The 17,894-nt window shown below is 71.1% G+C and carries 19 protein-coding genes; 10 read left to right on the top strand and 9 right to left on the bottom strand.

The genetic code is table 11. The features are described from left to right. Positions 1-18 precede the first annotated feature (18 nt). Positions 19-732, top strand: coding sequence for a PepSY domain-containing protein (locus AB0C27_RS48850; RefSeq protein ID WP_357860613.1), 714 nt, complete (start codon positions 19-21; stop codon positions 730-732). 516 nt (positions 733-1,248) lie between these two features. On the opposite strand, the gene AB0C27_RS48845 is transcribed toward AB0C27_RS48850, so the two are convergent. Continuing rightward, positions 1,249-2,028, bottom strand: a complete 780-nt coding sequence (locus AB0C27_RS48845; RefSeq protein WP_357860610.1) for an alpha/beta hydrolase — start codon at positions 2,026-2,028, stop codon at positions 1,249-1,251. A 40-nt stretch (positions 2,029-2,068) separates the two neighbouring features. Here AB0C27_RS48845 and AB0C27_RS48840 point away from each other — a divergent pair, with 40 nt between their 5' ends. Then, entirely contained in the window at positions 2,069-2,668 is a 600-nt protein-coding gene (locus AB0C27_RS48840; RefSeq protein WP_357860607.1) for a PadR family transcriptional regulator, read from the top strand. 123 nt (positions 2,669-2,791) lie between these two features. On the opposite strand, the gene AB0C27_RS48835 is transcribed toward AB0C27_RS48840, so the two are convergent. Genes AB0C27_RS48835 through AB0C27_RS48825 form a run of 3 tightly spaced genes read right to left on the bottom strand, consistent with a single transcriptional unit; the run spans position 2,792 to position 4,034 of the window. Continuing rightward, the gene (locus AB0C27_RS48835; protein ID WP_357860604.1) at positions 2,792-3,151 is read right to left on the bottom strand and encodes a Uma2 family endonuclease; all 360 of its coding nucleotides are present in this window, start codon (positions 3,149-3,151) and stop codon (positions 2,792-2,794) included. Continuing rightward, entirely contained in the window at positions 3,148-3,366 is a 219-nt protein-coding gene (locus AB0C27_RS48830; protein ID WP_357860601.1) for a hypothetical protein, read from the bottom strand. Before AB0C27_RS48830 ends, AB0C27_RS48835 begins: the two co-directional genes overlap by 4 nt. Before the next feature lie 53 nt (positions 3,367-3,419). Next, positions 3,420-4,034 carry a hypothetical protein gene (locus AB0C27_RS48825; protein WP_357860598.1) on the bottom strand — a complete coding sequence of 205 codons (615 nt, stop codon included), beginning with the start codon at positions 4,032-4,034 and terminating at the stop codon, positions 3,420-3,422. Positions 4,035-4,171: 137 nt separating this feature from the next. On the opposite strand from AB0C27_RS48825, the gene AB0C27_RS48820 reads away from it, so the two are divergent. Both AB0C27_RS48820 and AB0C27_RS48815 read left to right on the top strand, forming a co-directional pair. Further along, on the top strand, positions 4,172-4,972 hold the full coding sequence (locus AB0C27_RS48820; protein ID WP_357860595.1) for a glucose 1-dehydrogenase: 801 nt from the start codon (positions 4,172-4,174) through the stop codon (positions 4,970-4,972). Beyond that, positions 4,973-5,776 carry an alpha/beta hydrolase gene (locus AB0C27_RS48815; RefSeq protein WP_357860592.1) on the top strand — a complete coding sequence of 268 codons (804 nt, stop codon included), beginning with the start codon at positions 4,973-4,975 and terminating at the stop codon, positions 5,774-5,776. A gap of 17 nt (positions 5,777-5,793) precedes the next feature. Here the strand turns inward: AB0C27_RS48815 and AB0C27_RS48810 are convergent, their stop codons facing one another. Together AB0C27_RS48810 and AB0C27_RS48805 are read right to left on the bottom strand one after the other, a co-directional pair. Then, positions 5,794-6,393, bottom strand: a complete 600-nt coding sequence (locus AB0C27_RS48810) for a DUF4126 domain-containing protein (RefSeq protein ID WP_357860589.1) — start codon at positions 6,391-6,393, stop codon at positions 5,794-5,796. Between the two features lie 4 nt (positions 6,394-6,397). Further along, positions 6,398-7,303: a phosphotransferase gene (locus tag AB0C27_RS48805; protein ID WP_357860586.1), complete on the bottom strand. Its 906-nt coding sequence runs from the start codon at positions 7,301-7,303 to the stop codon at positions 6,398-6,400. Between the two features lie 69 nt (positions 7,304-7,372). On the opposite strand from AB0C27_RS48805, the gene AB0C27_RS48800 reads away from it, so the two are divergent. Beyond that, positions 7,373-9,733, top strand: coding sequence for an FAD-dependent oxidoreductase (locus AB0C27_RS48800; protein ID WP_357860583.1), 2,361 nt, complete (start codon positions 7,373-7,375; stop codon positions 9,731-9,733). Here AB0C27_RS48800 and AB0C27_RS48795 read toward each other — a convergent pair. From AB0C27_RS48795 to AB0C27_RS48785, 3 genes are all read right to left on the bottom strand, one after another. Beyond that, the gene (locus AB0C27_RS48795) at positions 9,711-10,469 is read right to left on the bottom strand and encodes a GntR family transcriptional regulator (protein ID WP_357860580.1); all 759 of its coding nucleotides are present in this window, start codon (positions 10,467-10,469) and stop codon (positions 9,711-9,713) included. The genes AB0C27_RS48800 and AB0C27_RS48795 overlap by 23 nt on opposite strands. 165 nt (positions 10,470-10,634) lie before the next feature. Next, positions 10,635-11,759: a nitronate monooxygenase family protein gene (locus AB0C27_RS48790; protein WP_346109175.1), complete on the bottom strand. Its 1,125-nt coding sequence runs from the start codon at positions 11,757-11,759 to the stop codon at positions 10,635-10,637. 93 nt (positions 11,760-11,852) lie between these two features. Then, positions 11,853-12,497 carry a DapH/DapD/GlmU-related protein gene (locus tag AB0C27_RS48785; RefSeq protein ID WP_357860576.1) on the bottom strand — a complete coding sequence of 215 codons (645 nt, stop codon included), beginning with the start codon at positions 12,495-12,497 and terminating at the stop codon, positions 11,853-11,855. A 111-nt stretch (positions 12,498-12,608) separates the two neighbouring features. Between AB0C27_RS48785 and AB0C27_RS48780 the strand changes: the two genes are divergently transcribed. The 5 genes from AB0C27_RS48780 (at position 12,609) to AB0C27_RS48760 (ending at position 17,796) form a co-directional block, all read left to right on the top strand. Further along, a complete protein-coding gene (locus AB0C27_RS48780; protein WP_357860573.1) occupies positions 12,609-14,273 on the top strand; it encodes a CTP synthase in 1,665 nt (554 codons plus the stop codon). A 119-nt stretch (positions 14,274-14,392) separates the two neighbouring features. Beyond that, on the top strand, positions 14,393-15,001 hold the full coding sequence (locus AB0C27_RS48775) for an NUDIX hydrolase (protein WP_357860707.1): 609 nt from the start codon (positions 14,393-14,395) through the stop codon (positions 14,999-15,001). A gap of 15 nt (positions 15,002-15,016) precedes the next feature. Continuing rightward, positions 15,017-15,922: a site-specific tyrosine recombinase XerD gene (locus tag AB0C27_RS48770; RefSeq protein ID WP_357860570.1), complete on the top strand. Its 906-nt coding sequence runs from the start codon at positions 15,017-15,019 to the stop codon at positions 15,920-15,922. A gap of 117 nt (positions 15,923-16,039) precedes the next feature. Beyond that, positions 16,040-16,981: a ParA family protein gene (locus tag AB0C27_RS48765; protein ID WP_357860567.1), complete on the top strand. Its 942-nt coding sequence runs from the start codon at positions 16,040-16,042 to the stop codon at positions 16,979-16,981. Further along, a complete protein-coding gene (locus AB0C27_RS48760) occupies positions 16,978-17,796 on the top strand; it encodes a segregation/condensation protein A (protein ID WP_346109166.1) in 819 nt (272 codons plus the stop codon). The genes AB0C27_RS48765 and AB0C27_RS48760 overlap by 4 nt, the downstream gene beginning before the upstream one ends. The last annotated feature ends 98 nt before the right edge of the window (positions 17,797-17,894 follow it).

Below are 17,894 nucleotides of genomic sequence, written 5' to 3'. Positions count from 1 at the left end.
GACGGGCAGCGTCCAGATATGAACAAGACGATCATCGGTGCCCTGGTCGGTGCGACGGTGCTCGCAGGCGGCTGCGGCACCGCGTTCAACGAGGTGGAGCGGCTGGCCGCCCAGCCCTCCCCCTCCATCGGCACCCCCACCTCGACCACCGCCCCAGGCGCCCCGGGAAGCCCGGGCGACTCGCCCTGCCCAGGTTGCCCGGGCGGGCCTGGCGGTCCAGGTGGCTCTGGCATGCCGGGCGGGTCTGGTGAGCCGGGCATGCCGGGTGGGCCGGGCAGCCCCGGTGGTCCCGGCCAGAACGCCCTCGAAGACCTGAAGCAGGCCGGCCAGGCGGCCCTGGCGGCGGTGCCCGGCTCCACCCTCATCTCGATCGAGACGGAGGAGGGCGGGCGCACCTGGGAGGTGCAGGTCGTCGCCAAAGACGGAACCGAGCACCAGGTGGACGTCGAAGCGGGCAAGGTCGTCAGCGGCCCCACCACCGAGAACGAGGACCAGTCGGACAAGACGAAACACCGGGACCGGGTGGCGGCCGCCAAACTCGACTACGCCCAGGCCGCCGACAAGATCGCAGCCGCGGTCCCTGAGGGCCGCGTCACGGAGCTCAACCTGGACACGGAGCAGGGCAAGACCGTGTGGGAGTCGGACGTGATCACCCCGAACGGCACCAAACACGAGGTAACCGTCGACGCCACCACCGGCCAGGTCATCCAGTCCAACAGCACCACAACCTGACCCTTCGCCCCCAACGATCGCCGACCAGGCCGGTGCGCCGCCGAGGGAGCGGTCGGCGATTGGTCGCGGCCGAGAACGCCGGCCGGTGCGGCAGCCCGGCCGCCGTCAGCAGGCAGGAGATCCCGGGCCGCGCCCGAACATGCCCGCCCTCGGAAGGGTCCGCTTCGGCGGGGTCCGGTTTGACGGGGAGTTGTCCTCGGGAGGGTTCGGCTGGGTGAGGTCCGGTCTGACGGGGTTCGGCGCGCCGCTGGCCCGTCGCGCCGTCGGTCCCGCCACGCGATCGGCTCCGCCACGCGATCGGCTCCGCCACGCGATCGGCCCCGTCGCGCCATCGGCCCCATCGTGCCCGTTGGCCCCATCGTGTTGCTGGCCCCGTCACGCCGGCGGTTCGCTGCGCCGCTGGCCCGTCGCGCCATGGGTCCCGCCACGCCATCGGTCCCATCGCGTCATCGGCCCTGTGAGCGCGCGCTCAGTCAGCAGCAGGGGTTGCCTGGAGTCTTCGATGGAGTTGGGGGATCAGGGGAGGAGGGTGCGCAGGGTGTGGGCGAAGGCTTCGGGGTTGTCGAGCATGATGTTGTGGCCCGACTCCGGGATGGCCAGCACCTGGACGCCTGCCTCACGTAGTTCTTCCGCCCCCTTGGGTGCGGAACCCTCGGGGTGCAGGTAGGCGCGGGGGATCGGCAGGCCGAGCAGCAGCTCGCGGGTCGTGGGGGTGGTGTTTCTGGCCAGGCTGACCGCCGTACGGTGCAGGCCGCGCAGGTCGGCCAGGCGCATCGTGGACCACCAGTGCGGCCCCACCCGGTCGCGTACGTCCTTCCAGCCCTCCGTCACGAACTCCTCCTCCTCGTAGTCGGCGATGCCGCTGGTGCCCGGCCGGACGGGGGACGGCGGGTAGGGGTCGAGGTTGGCGTCCACCAGGATCAGGCCGGCCACCAGATCGGGGTTACGGGCGGCCAGCGTCGTCGCCACCGCCCCGCCCATGCTGTGCGCGATCAGCGACGCGCCCTCGACCCCCGCCGCCCGCAGCGCCGCCGCCAGTGCGTCGGCGTGGGCCTCAAGCGTGTAGGAGAACTCCTCCGGACGGTCGCTGATGCCGAACCCGAGCAGGTCGATCAGCAGGGAACGGTTGCGCGGCAGCAGCGGATGGACGGCGACCTGGGCGTAGTAGGGGGCCGAGGTGGCACCGAGGCCGTGAACGTAGACGCGGGCGGGCTCGGCGCCGGGCAATTCCACCCAGCGCATGTGAGCGCCGCTGGGATGGACGATGGCATGGTGCATGGTGGGTCTCCTGTGCATCGGGCTCAATATACATCGGCTGCGATGTATAGTGGCATACATGTTGGAGCTGGCGATACTCGGGTTCCTCAGGGACCGGCCGTTACACGGTTACGACCTGCGCCGGCGCATCGCGGCCCTGATGGGGCACGTGCGTCCGGTGGCCGACGGCACTCTCTATCCGGCGATCAAGCGGATGGAGGCCTCCGGCTGGCTGATCAGGAAGGACGAGCCGGGCATCGCCGCCGCGCCCCGGCGCACGCTCTACCTGACGCCCGAGGGGCAGGCGGAGCTGGAGCGACGGCTGCGCGACCCGGACGATCTCGACATCAGCGATGAAAACCGGTGGTTCGTGCTGCTGGCCTTCCTGCGTCACCTCGACGAGCCCAGGGGCCAGGCGGCAGTGCTGCGCAGACGGCTGACCTTCCTGGAGGAGCCGACGAGCTTCTTCTACGACGACGGTGACCGGCCGATGGGTGCCGAGGAGTTCGGCGACCCGTTCCGGCAGGGCCTGCTGACCATCGCCCACGCCACCAGCCAGGCCGAACTGGCCTGGCTCCGCGCCACCATCGAAGCCCTGGAACACGGCGACACAGGTGTTGGAGCAGGCGGGGGCGCAGGTACGGGTACGGGTAGAGGCGCAGGCCCGGGTCCGGGGTAGAGGTGCAGGCCCGGGCACAGGACCGGGTGGGGGCATGGGCACGGGCCGTGTCCGCAGGAACCTGCCGAATCGTCGAGCCGGGAACGGGTGGCAGGGCGGTGGGGCGGGAGGCTGCCGGCCCGATCAGTCGGTGACCTTTCGCAGGTCGAGGTCGATGGCCACGTCGAAGCCGATATGGGTGTGCAGTCGCTTGCGGTGGATGCCGGTCGGGACGTAGGCCCTGGTCGCGGGCTCCAGATCGAAGGTGTACACGACAGGCGAGCCGTTGTCGTTCTCCACCCGCCAGAAATGCCGGATGCCGGCGTCGGCGTACTTGAGCGGCTTGGTCGTGCGGTCCCTTTCCATGGACTCGGCTGAGACCACCTCGACCACCAGGTGTACGTCCTCCGGCCGGAAAGTCGTGGTGTCCGGGCTGATCGTCGTCCTGGCGACCAGCATCACATCAGGCTCGGGGCGCTGGCGCGGGCTCGGCGTCAGCGTCATCTCGCGTACGGCCGTGAGGTGCTTCGGAGGCGGAGCGAGCGCTCAAGGAGGCGGAGTGTGAGCATGTGGAAGGCGGTCTGCGGTGGGCGCAGGACGAGTGCGCCGTCGATCAGCTCGACGTGCCGGGGCGCGTCGGGAGGAAGGTGGTCGAGCAGGTCGGCGGTCCAGCCGCCGGGAGGGCCGGGGTAGAACCACTCCGGCAAGGCTGTGCTCATGGACCGGCTCCTGGAAGGGTGACTGGCCGCGTCCATGGTGTCACAGCACGGCGTTACCGGGGGTGGTCTTTGCGTTCCTCCATCGTGCGGCGGTAGAGCTCGTCGATCTCGTCGAGCGGGTCCTTGACGGGGGCCTGGCGGCGGGCCTCGATCTCCAGGTCGGTGCGGGAGCTGAGGTCGGCGATGCCGGTCGCCGTGTGGGTCACCTGGTCGCCGAGCAGGTCGGCGCGGATGCGGGCGCACATGGCCGTCAGCTTGGCCTGGTGCTCCCTGAGCCGGTTGAGGGTGGCATGGTCGACATAGGGGGACACACGGCGCTGCTGGGCGTACATGCCGAGCTGCCCGTCGTGCACCTCGGCCTGGGCCGTCAGGTCGGCCAGCAGGTGGGGCAGCTCGCCCAGACCCCAGCCCTGGCGCTGGGCCTGCTCGACGGCCTGGCGGGTGAGGGAGACCTCGCGGCGCAGGTCGAGGCGCAGACGTTCGACCTCGGCGGCGTCGCCGGTGCCCATGGCGTTGACGTGTGTGGTGAGGCGGCTCGTGGCCTCCTTGGCCTTCACCGCGGCCTTCTTGCCCAGCTTGACCAGGAGGTAGATGCCCACGCCTCCCAGCAGCAGGAGGAACGCCAGGATCACCAGCACGATGACTAGGAACTCGCCGATCTCCGCCACCTCCCGTTGGGGTTGATGCCTTGAAGGATAGTCCGCCGGACGGGATCCGGCGCGCCCGACCAAGCAAGCCCTTGATCAGGGCAGAACGGTGTGTTTCAGTTCACATGATTCCTGAAACACCCCAGAAAGGGCAGCGCGTGCTGGACGGCAAAGTTGTGATCATCACCGGCGGAGCCCGGGGCATGGGGGCGGCCACCGCCCGGCGCTGCGTCGCCGCCGGGGCGCGGGTCGTCATCACCGACGTTCTCGTGGAGGAGGGCACGGCCACCGCCAAGGAACTGGGCGCCCGTTTTATCGAGCACGACGTGACGAGCCAGGACGGGTGGGCGGCGGTGGTCGCCGAGACCACGCAGGCGTACGGAAGGCTCGACGGCCTGGTGAACAACGCCGGCATCGCCTCCGTCGCGATGATCGAGGACCAGTCGCTGGAGGAGTTCGAGCGGGTGCTCCAGGTGAATCTGGTCGGCACCTTCCTCGGGCTCAAGTCCGTGGTGGGAGCCATGCGCGAGTCGGGCGGCGGGGCCGTGGTCAACCTGTCGTCGGTCGCGGGGCTGTTCGCCCTGCCGAGCACGGGCGGGTACGGCGCGTCCAAATGGGGAGTGCGCGGGCTGACGAAGATCGCGGCTCTGGAGTTCGGGCGCTATCGCATCCGCGTCAACTCCGTACATCCCGGGATGATCATCACCCCCATGACCGAGCCGCTCGGCGCCCGCTCGGGTGACGGCACGTTCCCGCTGGCCCCCGCCGGGCGCTGGGGCGAGCCCGAGGAGGTGGCGGAGGCGATCGCGTTCCTGCTGTCCGACGCCGCCTCGTACATGACCGGCGCGGAGCTGGCCATCGACGGTGGCTGGACGGCGGGGGAGAGCGCGCTGATGCCCCAGCTTGAGGGCCTCGCAAGGCCGGGAGAGCCGGAAAAGCAGGAGGGGAGCGCGGGGTAGATGCCGTACGCGGAGGTCGGGCCGGGCGTCAGGCTCTTCTACACCGACGACGGGCGGGCGGAGGACGACCGCCCCCCGTTACTGCTCGTCCACGGCTGGGGCGCCGACTCCCACCAGTGGTCCTGGCACATCGACGCGCTCGCCGCCCACCACCGCGTGATCGCCGTGGACCTGCGCGGCCACGGCTACTCCTCGGTCCCCGACACGGGCAACACCCCGCGCATGATGGCCGGCGACCTCGACGTCCTGCTCGACCGGCTCGGCATCCCCCGGGTGATCGCCGTCGGGCACTCCATGGGCGGTCAGGTGGTGTCCATCCTGGCCGTCGAGCACCCCGAGCGGGTGCGCGCGCTCGTCACCCTCGACCCCGGCTACGGCATGACGGCCGCCCTGGCCCGCGGCTTCCCCCAGATGATCTCCTCGCTGCGCGGCGACGACCCGCACGCCGCCGCCGAGTGCATCGACGAGTGGTGCACGAACGCCGGCACCCCCGACGTCATCAGGCGCTGGCACAAACGCCGGCTCCACGGCATGGCGCCGCACGTCCTCGCCGAGGCGTTCGAGGCGATGTTCACCGGGCCCGAGGCGATCGGGGTGCGCCCGGCCAGTGACGACTACCTGGCCCGCAGGCGCTGCCCGGTGCTGTCGATCTGGGCCGATCCGGGGCGGGCCGCCTGGGAGGCGGGGCTGATCGACGATCCCGCCTCTGTGGTGGTGTGCTGGGAGGGGGCGAGCCATCGGCTGCACGAGGAACGGCCAGAGGACTTCGTCCAGACGCTGGAGGGGTGGGTGCGCAAGCTCTGACCGCCGCGAAGCGGGCTTCAGGGATAGCCCTTGGCCGCCCGTTTGCGGGCCCGGCGGCGGCGTACGCGCCGCAGCACCCACCAGGCCAGCACCGCGAGCAGCAGCAGCGCCAGGATCACCAGCACGGGCAGGAAGATCGCGATCAGGCTCATGCCGAGCGCGCCGGCGTCCTCGGCCGTGCTCACGACCGGCGCGCCCGTCCCCGCCGTGCTCACGTTGACCACCGGCCGGGCGACGGTCTTGATCACGTGTACGACGAGCGCCAGCCCGATGCCCAGCACCCAGCCGGCCCACGGATGCTCGGTCATCCAGGTCGAGCTCTCGAACTCGGCCGCCGCGCTCGTGGCGGAGAAGACCACGCCGCCCGAGGCCGGGCGGATCACGGTCTGGATGGCGTCGTTGACGCTGTCGACGGCGGGCACCTTGTCCAGCACCATCTCGGCGACCAGCAGCACCGCGATCACGGCCAGCACGCCCCAGTTGGACAGCCAGGAGTAGGCCTCGGGCAGCTTCACGGCGTCGGTGAAGTTCGCGAGCACCCCCACGACCAGCAGCGGGATGTACGCGTTCAGCCCGGCGGCCGTGGACAGGCCCATACCGGTCAATGCGGCGAGCATGCCCCTAGTCTGCCCGGGTCGCCTCGTCCATGAGGCTGATCAGCCCGGAATGAGTGAATTCCGCCACCGCCCGCTCGTACTTCTCCATCCCCCACGACCAGAAGTCGAAGTCGATGGTGGAGTTGGCGCCGTCCTGGATGGAGGCCCAGAGTGTCCAGCCGTATTTCGACATGAGACCCAGCAGGCGGGCTCTGGCGATCTTGTGGCGCAGGCGGCGGCCGTAGTAGGCCGTGACGAGCTCCTCCAGATGGCCGAGCGGCAGGTCGGACTCGCTCCAGATGTTGCCCAGCTCGAAGCAGGGGTCGTTGTTGCCGGCGTACTCGTAGTCGATCAGCCAGAGGCGTTCGCCGTCGTCGAGGATGTTGCCGGGCAGCAGGTCGTTGTTGCAGGGCACGGTCCCCTCGTCGCGCACCGCCAGACATTTCTGGATCTGGGCGACGGTGGGCATGAAGTCCAGATAGTCCGGCGGCAGCCGGAAACCGCGTTCACGCACGATGTCCAGGTAACGTCGCTGCACGTCGAACATGTCGAAGTCGCGCACGAACCGCGGCCCGGCGTGCAGCAGGCGGCACGCCCGCGCCACCCGGGGCAGGTTGGCCGGATCGCGCAGGTCGGCCTCCGTGAACGTACGCGCCGGAACGTAGCCCACCACCAGCACCCCGAGCTCGGGCAGGTAGGCGTGCACCGGCGCCCCGACCCCCGCGCGCGCCGCCGCGATCGAGTCGGCGTGCTCGGCGTCCCTGTCGATGGCGAGCAGCGCCCCGTCGCTGGCCGACACGCGCACTACGTAGGTGCCGGCGGACGTGGTCACCTTGTAGTTGTGGTTGGTGAGCCCGCCGGGCAGCTCCTCCACGGAGCGCGGCAGGCCGGACAGCAGGGGGATGCGATCGAGGACCTCGGGCGCGGCCATGCTCGATGCTAGGCCGCCCCGCCGCGAACGGTCTAGACCTTTACCGGCGCGCCGGTTAGCCTCGCGACCATGAGCGACTCGGCCCGCATCGTGATCATCGGCGGCGGGGTGGGCGGCGCGTCCGTCGCCTACCACCTCACCCAGCTCGGCGAACGCGACGTCGTCCTGCTCGAACGCGACGAGCTCACCAGCGGCTCCACCTTCCACTCGGCCGGGCTCGTCGGGCAACTGCGCGCCGACCCCACGCTGACCCGGATGAACCAGTACTCGGTCGAGCTCTACCGCACCCTGGACGCCGGATGGACCGAGTGCGGCGGCATCAAGCTGGCCTCGACGCCCGAGCGCATGGAGGAGATCCGCCGCCAGATCGGCTGGGCGCGCACGTTCGGGCTGCCGCTGGAGGAGATCTCGGTGGCCGAGGCGGTGGAGCTGTTCCCGCTGATGGACCCCGAAGGCGTGGTGGGGGCGGCGTACCTGCCGACTGACGGCCAGATCGACCCCTCCCAGCTCTGCTACGCGCTCGGCACCCGCGCCCGCGAGGGCGGCGCGCGGCTACGCACCCGCACCCGCGTGCTCGGCGTCAAGACGGCCGGCGGCCGTGTCACGGGCGTGCGCACCGACCAGGGCGACATCGACTGCGAGATCGTGGTCAACTGCGGCGGCATGTTCGCGGCCGAGATCGGCCGCATGGCCGGGGTACGCGTGCCGATCGTGCCCATGTCGCACCAGTACGTCGTGACCGACGCCTTCCACGACCACGCCGGCCTGCCCACGCTGCGCGACCCCGACCTGCTCGTCTACTACCGGCAGGAGGTCCAGGGCCTGGTCATGGGCGGCTACGAGCGCACCTGCGCCCCCTGGACGGCCGCCACGAACGCCTTCGACGCCGTGCCCGCCGACTTCAACGGCCGGCTGCTGCCCGAGGACTATCCCAGGTTCGAGGAGATCTCCGACAACTCCCGGGTCAGGGTGCCCGCGATGGCCGACGTCGGCATCCGCAAGCTGATCAACGGCCCCGAGGCGTTCACCCCCGACAACGAGTTCTGCCTGGGCGAGACCGAGGTGGGCGGGTTCTACGTGGCGGCCGGGTTCTGCGCCCACGGCATCGCGGGCGCGGGCGGCATCGGCCGGATCATGGCCGAGTGGATCGTGGACGGCGAGCCGAGCATGGACGTCTGGCACATGGACGTGCGCCGCTTCGGCCGCCAGTACCGCTCGCCGTCGTACACGCTCAAGCGGGCGGTCGAGAACTACGAGACGTACTACGACATCCGCTACCCCGGCCACGAACGGTCGGCGGGGCGGCCGCTGCGCCTGTCGCCCGCCTACGGCTGGCACGCCGGACACGGCGCCGTCTTCGGGGAGAAGTCGGGCTGGGAGCGGGTCAACTACTACGCGTCCAACGAAGGGAATGGAACGGGCGAGCGGCCGCGCGGATGGGCCGGGCGGCTCTGGTCGCCCGCGATCGGCGCCGAGCACCGGGCCACACGCACGGCCGCCGGGCTGTTCGACGAGAGCTCGTTCGCCAAGATCGAGGTCACCGGCCCTGACGCCGCCGAGCTGCTGGAGTGGGTCTGCGACAACCGGGTCGCCCGCGAGGTCGGCGCCGTCACCTACACGCAGGCGCTCAACCGGCGCGGCGGCATCGAGTGCGACTTCACCGTCACCCGGCGCGGTGAGGAGGAGTTCCTGATCGTCACCGGCACCGCGTTCGGCTCGCACGACCTCGGCTGGCTGCGCAAGCAGGCCGCCCGCACCGGCGCCACGGCCCGGATCGCCGACGTGACCGGACAGTACGCCTGCTTCGCCCTGTGGGGGCCGCGCGCCCGCGACGTCATGTCCGGGCTGACGCCCGATCCGCTGGACTTCCCGTTCATGTCGGCGCGGGAGCTGACCGTGGGCGACGTGCCGGTGCTGGCGCTGCGGGTGACGTTCGTGGGGGAGCACGGGTGGGAGCTCTACTGCTCCACCGAGTACGGGCTGGGGCTGTGGCAGACGCTGTGGCGGGCGGGCGAGCCGTACGGGCTCGTGGCCGGCGGCTACCGGGCCATCGACAGCCTCAGACTGGAGAAGGGCTACCGGGTGTGGGGCGCCGACATCGGGCCCGAGACCACGCCGTACGAGGCCGGGCTGGGCTTCTGCGTCAAGAACGACAAGGAGTTCCTCGGCCGCGACGCGCTGGACCCGGCGCCGCCGCGCAGGCTGCGCTGCGTGACGCTGGACGACCCCGGAGCGGTCGCGCTGGGCAACGAGCCGGTACGGGTGGCGGGCGACGTGGTCTCCCGCGTCACCTCGGGCGGCTACGGCTACACCGCCCGCGCCTCCATCGCCTACGCCTACCTGGAGGCCGCCCCCGGCACACCGGTCGAGATCGAGGTGGAGGGCGCCTGGGTGGCGGGGACCGTGGTCAAGGGCCCGGTGGTTCCCTGACGCCGCTGCGCACCGAGATGCGCACCCGGTCGGGGCGGAACAGGTCGAGCGCGTACTCCACCGGGGTCCCGTCGCCGGCGTAGGCGGTGCGCTCGATCAGCATGAGCGGTCTGCCCGGCTCGATGCCCAGCTCGGCGGCCTCGGCCGGGCGGGCGATCACCGGGTCGAGGCGTTCGACCGCCGTACGCGGCTCCAGGTCGTAGCGGGCCGCCAGGAGCGCGTACAGGGAGCCGGTGAGGTCCTGGTCGAGCAGGCCGGGCAGGTCGGGGAAGTAGGAGCGCTCCAGCGCGACCGGCGACCGGCCCGCCGAGCGTACCCGCGCCACCTCGTGCACCGGCGCCCCGGCCGCGACGCCGAGCGCGGTGGCCGCGGCGGCGGGCGCGGGCACCGTCGCGGCCCGCAGCACCCGTGCCTCGGCCCGCAGGTGGGCGCGGCGCATCTGCTCGGTGAACCCGGCCAGCCCCGTCAGGTCGCACTCGATGCGCGGCTCGGCGATGAACGCCCCGCCCGACCTGCCGGGCAGCCGGAGCAGCACGCCGTCGCGTTCCAGCGAGGCCAGTGCCTGCCTGAGCGTCATCCTGCTCACGCCGAGGCGTCCGGCCAGCTCCCGCTCGCCGGGCAGCCGGTCGCCCGGCGCCAGCTCGCCGCCGGCGATCGAGGCGAGCAGCCAGCGCTCGATCTGCACGTGCGCGGGGACGCCGGTGCCGCGCTCCAGCTCAGGCGGGATCCCGACCACAGGCGCAGATTACCCTTTGCCGGACATCTTCCCTACGGGGTCCGCGCCCGGGGCCTCACCGGCTCTGCGCCGGGCCGCACCGAGTTCGCGCCCGGCACGCCGCGACTTCGCTGCCGGACCTGCCGCCGCGGTGAGACGCGGCGGCCGGTCCGACAGGCGCCGCATTCACTCCGACAGGCGCCGCAGGCGGTCGACCGCGTCGCCGAACTCGGCGATCATCTCGTAGACCACGTCCCTGGCCGGCCGTACCCGGTCGAGCTGGCCCACGACCTGCCCCACGAAGTAGTTGGCCAGCTCCAGCGCCCCAGGCTCGCCCTTCTCCGCCGCCGCCACGATGCGCCCCATCGCGCCCTCGGCCAGCAGCATCTGCAGCGGCATCCCCAGCGGCCCAGGGCTCTCCTGCCCGGCGTCCCACTCCTCGGTCCAGGCCGACTTGAGCTGCCGGGCGGGCTTGCCCGTACGGGAGCGGGACCTGACGGTGTCCAGCGACGAGGCCGCCAGCATCTTGCGCTTGACCGCGGGAGACGTCTCCGCCTCCTCGGTCGTGAGCCAGACCGAGCCGCACCACACGCCCTCGGCCCCGAGCGCCATGGCGGCGGCCATCTGCCGTCCCGACGCGATCCCGCCCGCGGCCAGCACCGGAACCGGGCCGACCGCGTCCACGACCTGCGGCACCAGCACCAGCGTGGAGATCTCGCCGGTGTGCCCGCCCGCCTCGGTGCCCTGCGCCACGATGAGGTCGGCGCCGGCGGCCACCTGCCTGCGGGCGTGCTCGACGGTGCCGACCAGCGCGGCGACCGGCACGCCCGCCTCCCTGGCCCTGGTCACCATCTCGGGCGGGGGCGGCCCGAGCGCGCTGGCGATCAGGCCGATGCGATGCTTGAGCGCCACGTCGATCAGCCCTGTCGCCCCGGACGCCGTCACCCGTCTGCCCATCTCGTCGGCCACCGGCGTCATCGGCCGGCCGGGGGCGCTGACGCCGTACTTGGCCAGCAGGTGCGTGACGAAGTCGCGGTGCCGGTCGGGCACGGCGTCCATGAGGTGCACGCGCCGGTCGTGGGCGGAAGGGTCGACCTTGCCGGGCACGAGCACGTCCACGCCGTACGGCCGGCCGCCCACCTGCCCGTCCAGCCAGGTCAGCTCCGTGTCGAGCTGGTCGGGCGAGTACGCGACCGCCCCCAGCACCCCGAAGCCGCCCGCGTTGGTGACGGCGGCCACCACGTCACGGCAGTGGCTGAAGGCGAACAACGGGAACTCGATGCCTAAACGCTCGCAAATGGCGGTCCGCATGCCCCCGACGCTAACGGTCAGAACCTTGTTCGGTCCATCCCCGCGCGGGTTCTCATGGGGTCACGCCTCACATGCGACCGCGTCCGAGAATGCTCATGTGGTCGCGTCCAGCGTGATGGGCGCGTGCCAGCCGAGCTCCGGCGTGTAGCCGCGGACCCGCCTGGCCGGCACGCCGGCGACCACGCTGTGGTCGGGGAACTCGCCGCGCACCACCGCGCCGCCCGCCACCACGCACTGCCGCCCCAGCGTGGTGCCCGGCAGGATGATCGCCCCCGCGCCCAGCCACGAGCCGGAGCCGATCGAGACCGGGCTGTTGCGGGGCCACTGCCGCCCGATCGGGATGTCGGGGTCGTCGTAGACGTGGTTCTGGTCGGTGATGTACACGTACGGGCCGGTGAAGACGTCGTCGCCGATGTCGATCGACTGGTGCGCCACGATGTGCGTGCCCCTGCCGATCGAGCAGCTCCCGCCGATGCGCAGGATCGCGTCGGGGCCGAGGTCGGGGCCCGGCATCATGCCGCAGGAGAGCGAGACCCGCTCGCCGATGAGTGTGTGGTCGCCGATCTCGATCCACCGCTCACCGAAGATCGCGCCGGGCGGGAAGGCGATGCTGACGCCGTCGCCGAGCCGGCGGAACCGGTAGCCGGATGGGCTGACCGGAGTGATCTCGCCGGCCCGGCGGATCGCCCGGTAGGCGCGGTGTACAAAAGCGCCCAAAGCCCGGCGTACAAGTGACATAGGGACCAAAGTTACCCGCTAGGTCATGCCGTTAGGGCATGTGAGGGGCGTTGTTTGATATCCTGAGAGCCCGTGGACACTTCGACCACACCTCGAGCCACGGGAGCCCCTTTGCGCAGCGCATCGCAAACCAAGCATCTGTTCGTCACCGGCGGTGTCGCCTCCAGTCTCGGCAAGGGGCTCACGGCATCCAGCCTCGGTCGCCTGCTCAAAGGGCGCGGTCTCAGGGTCACCATGCAGAAGCTCGACCCTTACCTCAACGTCGACCCCGGCACCATGAACCCGTTCCAGCACGGCGAGGTCTTCGTCACCGACGACGGTGCCGAGACCGACCTCGACGTCGGCCACTACGAACGCTTCCTCGACACCGACCTGCACGGCTCGGCCAACGTGACCACCGGCCAGGTCTACTCCAACGTCATCGCCAAGGAGCGGCGGGGCGAATACCTGGGCGACACCGTCCAGGTCATCCCGCACATCACCAACGAGATCAAGGACCGCATCCGGGGCATGGCCGGCCCTGACGTGGACGTCGTCATCACCGAGGTCGGCGGCACGGTGGGCGACATCGAGTCGCTGCCGTTCCTGGAGGCCGTACGCCAGATCAGGCACGAGGTCGGGCGCGACAACGTGTTCTTCCTGCACGTCTCGCTGCTGCCCTACATCGGCCCCTCGGGCGAGCTGAAGACCAAGCCGACCCAGCACAGCGTGGCGGCGCTGCGCAGCATCGGCATCCAGCCGGACGCGATCGTGCTGCGCTCCGACCGGCCCGTGCAGACGGCGATCAAGCGCAAGATCAGTCTCATGTGCGACGTGGACGAGGACGCCGTCGTCTCCGCCGTGGACGCGGCCTCGATCTACGACATCCCGAAGGTCCTGCACTCCGAGGGGCTCGACGCGTACGTGGTGCGCCGGCTCGGCCTGCCCTTCCGCGACGTGGACTGGAAGGAGTGGGAGCAGCTCCTGCGCCGGGTGCACCGCCCGGCCAAGGAGGTCACGATCGCGCTGGTCGGGAAATACATCGACCTGCCCGACGCCTACCTGTCCGTCACCGAGGCGCTGCGGGCCGGCGGCTTCGCCAACGACGCGCGCGTCAACATCCGCTGGGTCAAGAGCGACGACTGCGAGACCCCGGAAGGGGCCGCGCGCGAGCTCGACGGCGTGGACGGCGTGCTGATCCCCGGCGGGTTCGGCGTCCGCGGCATCGAGGGCAAGATCGGCGCCATCCGGCACGCCCGCGAGGGCAAGATCCCGCTGCTCGGCATCTGCCTCGGCATGCAGGGCATGGTCATCGAGGCCGCGCGCAACATGGCCGGCATCGAGGACGCCAACTCCGCCGAGTTCGACCCCGACACCAAGCACCCGGTCATCTCCACCATGGCCGACCAGGAGGACGTGGTCGCCGGCGAGCGCGACATGGGCGGCACCATGCGTCTCGGCAGCTACACGGCCAAGCTCGGCGAGGGCACGCTCGCGCGGCGGCTCTACGCCGGCAAGGCCAAGGCCGACGAGCGCCACCGCCACCGCTACGAGGTCAACAACGCCTACCGCGACAAGCTGGAGAGCGTCGGCCTGATCTTCTCGGGGCTGTCGCCCGACGGGCGCCTGGTCGAGTACACCGAGCTGCCCCCGGACCTGCACCCGTTCTTCATCGGCACCCAGGCGCACCCCGAGTTCCGCTCCCGGCCGACGCGGGCCAACCCGATGTTCAAGGGTCTGATCAGCGCCGCGCTCGAATACGCCGACAGCCGCGTCGCCGCCAAGGTGGGGCCGTGAACGGCGCCGGGGCCGAGGGCTCAGGTCCGTACGACGGCTCCGGCTCGGACGACGGCGCAGGTCGTCAGGACGGCGCCGGCGGCGGGCCGGGCTCGCCGAGGCGGGAGACGAGCGCGACCATGATCGCGGACACGCCCGAGTCGTGGGAAGTCGTCGAATCGAGACCCCGGTTCAAGGGCCACGTCATCGAGGTCGTCACCGACACCGTCAGGATGCCCCGAGACGAGGTCGCCGACCGCGACTACGTGGTGCACCCCGGCGCGGTCGCGGTGCTCGCCCTCGACGAGCACGACCGCGTCCTGATGATCAGGCAGTACCGCCACCCCACCCGCCGGCTCATGTGGGAGCTGCCCGCCGGACTGCGCGACGTGGCAGGCGAACCGCTGGTCGACACCGCCGCCCGCGAGCTCGCCGAGGAGGCCGGCTACCGGGCCGGCGTCTGGCACACGCTCGTCGACCTGCGCTCGTCGCCCGGCATGAGCGACGAGCGCATCAGGGTGTTCCTCGCCCGCGACCTGACCAAGATCCCCGACGAGGAGAACGGCTTCGTGCACCGGCACGAGGAGATCGACATGCCGGTCGAATGGGTGCTTCTCGCCGACGCCGTCGAGAAGGCGCTCATGGGAATGATCCACAATTCCCCGGCCGTGGCCGGTATCCTCGCCGCATATGCGGCTTCGGTCGAGGGGTACTCCTTGTTGCGCCCCGCCGACGCCCCGGAGGCGTGACGGAAGGACCAGTTCGTGGAGGCGGTGCTCTCCAGCTACCTCGCCCATCTCGCGGTGGAACGGGGCCTGGCTGCCAACACGCTCGCGTCCTACCGGCGTGACCTGCGCCGATACTGCGAGCACCTCCAGGCGCGGGGCCGCCTGGAGCTGGGCGAGGTGGGGGAGGCCGACGTGCTGGCCTTCCTCGCCGCGCTGCGCGAGGGCGACGGCGAGCACCCCGCGCTCGTGGCCAGCTCCGCCGCCCGCGCCGTCTCCGCCGTGCGCGGCCTGCACCGTTTCGCCCTGCGCGAAGGCGTGACGGCCCACGACCCCGCCCACGAGGTACGCCCGCCGCGCCAGCTCCGCCGGCTGCCCAAGGCCATCGCCGTGGACGAGGTCGAACGCCTCATCGCGGCCTCGGGCCCCGACGGCGCCCCGCTCACTCTGCGCAACCGCGCCCTGCTCGAAGTCCTGTACGGCACCGGAGCCCGCATCTCCGAGGCCGTCGGGCTGGCCGTGGACGACCTGGAGGACGACCAGGTACGGCTGCGCGGGAAGGGCGCGCGTACCAGGGTGGTGCCCTTGGGGCGCTATGCCCGTTCCGCCCTGGACGCGTACCTCGTCCGGGCCCGCCCCGGGCTCCTGGCCCACGGCCGCGGCACCCCCGCGGTCTTCCTCAACGCCCGCGGCGGGCGGCTGACCAGGCAGGGAGCCTGGGAAGTGCTCCAGGCCGCCGCCGAACGCGCCGGACTCGACCGGATAAGTCCCCACGTACTCCGCCATTCCTTTGCAACTCACCTTTTGGACGGCGGCGCGGACGTTAGGGTGGTACAGGAGTTGCTCGGCCATGCCTCTGTGACGACCACGCAGGTCTATACGCTGGTCACGGTCGACAAGCTCCGCGAGGTGTACGCGGCCGCGCATCCGCGTGCCCGTCAGTGATCTATAGTCTTTTGACACGTGCGCCACCCTCGGCGTGCCGCCTTGCCGCGTTAAGTGGTGACGCCATAGTGTCCGTCCGGACGGTCCGGTTCGGGATCGTCAGGGAGGTTCGAGCTGGTGACTGTGACGACCAAGGGTTCGACCCCGGGGACCCCCGACAACCCCTGGGGCGACACGAAGACCAACACGCCTTCCAACGGCGTCAACCTGGGCCCCACGCAGCGGCCCAGACCCGTGTTCCCCGAGCCGGTGCCACCGGCGGTGCACGGCCCGGCGCGTGTGGTCGCGATGGTCAACCAGAAGGGTGGCGTCGGCAAGACCACGACCACCATCAATCTGGGTGCCGCCCTGGTCGAATGCGGTCTCAAGGTGCTGCTCGTCGACTTCGACCCGCAGGGGGCGCTGTCGGTCGGCCTGGGCATCAACCCGCTCCAGCTCGACCTGACCGTCTACAACCTGCTCATGGAGCGCAACGTCACCGCCGAGGACGTGCTGCTCGAAACCGGCGTCGAGGGCCTCGACCTGCTGCCGAGCAACATCGACCTTTCCGCGGCCGAGGTCCAGCTCGTCACCGAGGTGGCCCGCGAGCAGGTGCTCGGGCGCGTGATCAAGCCGCTGCTGCCCCACTACGACGTGTGCCTCATCGACTGCCAGCCCTCGCTTGGCCTGCTCACCATCAACGCGCTGACCTGCGCGCACGGTGTGATGGTGCCGCTGGAGTGCGAGTTCTTCGCCCTGCGCGGCGTGGCGCTGCTCATGGACACCATCTCCAAGGTGCAGGAGCGGCTCAACGAGGATCTTGAGATCGAGGGCCTGCTCGCCACCATGTACGACGCCCGCACCCTCCACGGGCGCGAGGTGCTGGCCCGGGTGGTCGAGGCGTTCGGTGACAAGGTGTTCCACACCGTCATCAACCGCACCGTGCGCTTCCCCGACGCCACCGTGGCCGGCGAGCCCATCACGACGTTCGACCCGTCGTCCCTCGGCGCCAACGCCTACCGTGAGCTGGCCCGCGAGGTGCTCTCGCGCTGGCCGGCGCCTGCCACAATGGCCAGGTGACCGAAGAGCAGAGCACACCTGGAGGCTTCCAGGTCCACCTGGACGTCTTCGAGGGCCCGTTCGATCTGCTCCTCGGCCTCATCGCCAAACACAAGCTCGACATCACCGAGGTCTCGCTCTCCAAGGTCACCGACGAGTTCATCGCCTACATCCGGGCCAAGGGGCCCGAGTGGGACCTCGACCAGACCAGCCACTTCCTGCTGGTGGCGGCCACCCTGCTCGACCTCAAGGCGGCCCGGCTGCTGCCGTCGGGCGAGGTCGAGGACGAGGAGGACCTGGCCCTGCTGGAGGCCAGGGACCTGCTGTTCGCCCGGCTGCTGCAGTACAAGGCGTACAAGGAAGTGGCGAAGATCTTCGCCGGGCGGATGGCCGCGGAGGCGCTGCGCTTCCCGCGTACCGTGCCGATGGAGGAGCAGTTCGCCAACCTGCTGCCCGAGCTGATCCTCGGCATCGGGCCCGAGCAGCTGGCCCGCATCGCCGCCAAGGCCTTCACCCCGAAACTGCCGCCGACCGTCAACGTCGGCCACATCTACCAGCCGCTGGCCAGCGTCAAGGAGCAGGCGGCGATCCTGGTCATGCACCTGCGCCGGCTCCGGCGGGCCACCTTCAGGGCGCTCACGTCCGACTGCGAGGGCACGTTCGAGGTCATCGCGCGGTTCCTGGCCGTGCTGGAGCTGTTCAGGGAGTCGGCGGTGACGTTCGAGCAGGTCGAGCCGCTCGGCGACCTGCACGTGACCTGGACGGGGACGGACGACGGGGACGTGGCGGTGGGCGACGACTACGAGGAATCCGCGGAGAAGCCATCCCATGACTGACGACAACCCCCTGCCCAACCCGCGCAGGTCACCCGACTCCGACCCGCCGCTGCCCGCCTGGATGACGCTGCCGGGCTCCCTCGTGCAGCCGGGCGCGC

The organism is Nonomuraea sp. NPDC048882, from assembly GCF_040649755.1.
In the GTDB taxonomy this organism is placed as follows: Bacteria; Actinomycetota; Actinomycetes; order Streptosporangiales; family Streptosporangiaceae; genus Nonomuraea; species Nonomuraea maheshkhaliensis.
This window is presented reverse-complemented; position numbering and strand designations above follow the sequence as displayed.